The organism is Shewanella sp. Sh95 (genome assembly GCF_001308045.1).
GTDB classification, from domain to species: domain Bacteria; phylum Pseudomonadota; class Gammaproteobacteria; order Enterobacterales; family Shewanellaceae; genus Shewanella; species Shewanella xiamenensis.
Genome location: NZ_LGYY01000039.1, coordinates 1 through 255 on the forward strand (window position 1 = coordinate 1; position 255 = coordinate 255).

Here is a 255-nt window from a genome sequence, read left to right on the forward strand (position 1 = left end):
ATGGGGCGCTGCAGTTTGCTGACGGCACTCCGGCGACAGGCTACAGCTACAACGCCACCACCGGCGTTATCAGCTGGACGGAAACCGCCCCGGGTGAAGGTGGCAGCATCACGGTCACCGCGACCCAGACCGATGCAGCCAACAACACCTCAGGCCCAGGCTCTGACACTGCAACCGTGGCGGATGAAACCGCCCCGAATGCCCCGACCGTATTGATCGTCGCTGTCGGCCCACCCCCTTCCACCATGGAGGCGT

At 64.7% G+C, this 255-nt stretch carries 1 protein-coding gene; it reads left to right on the forward strand.

From position 1 onward, the window contains the following. A partial coding sequence (locus AEA42_RS22820) for a hypothetical protein (RefSeq protein ID WP_231640347.1) occupies window positions 1–255 on the forward strand: 255 nt, incomplete at both ends.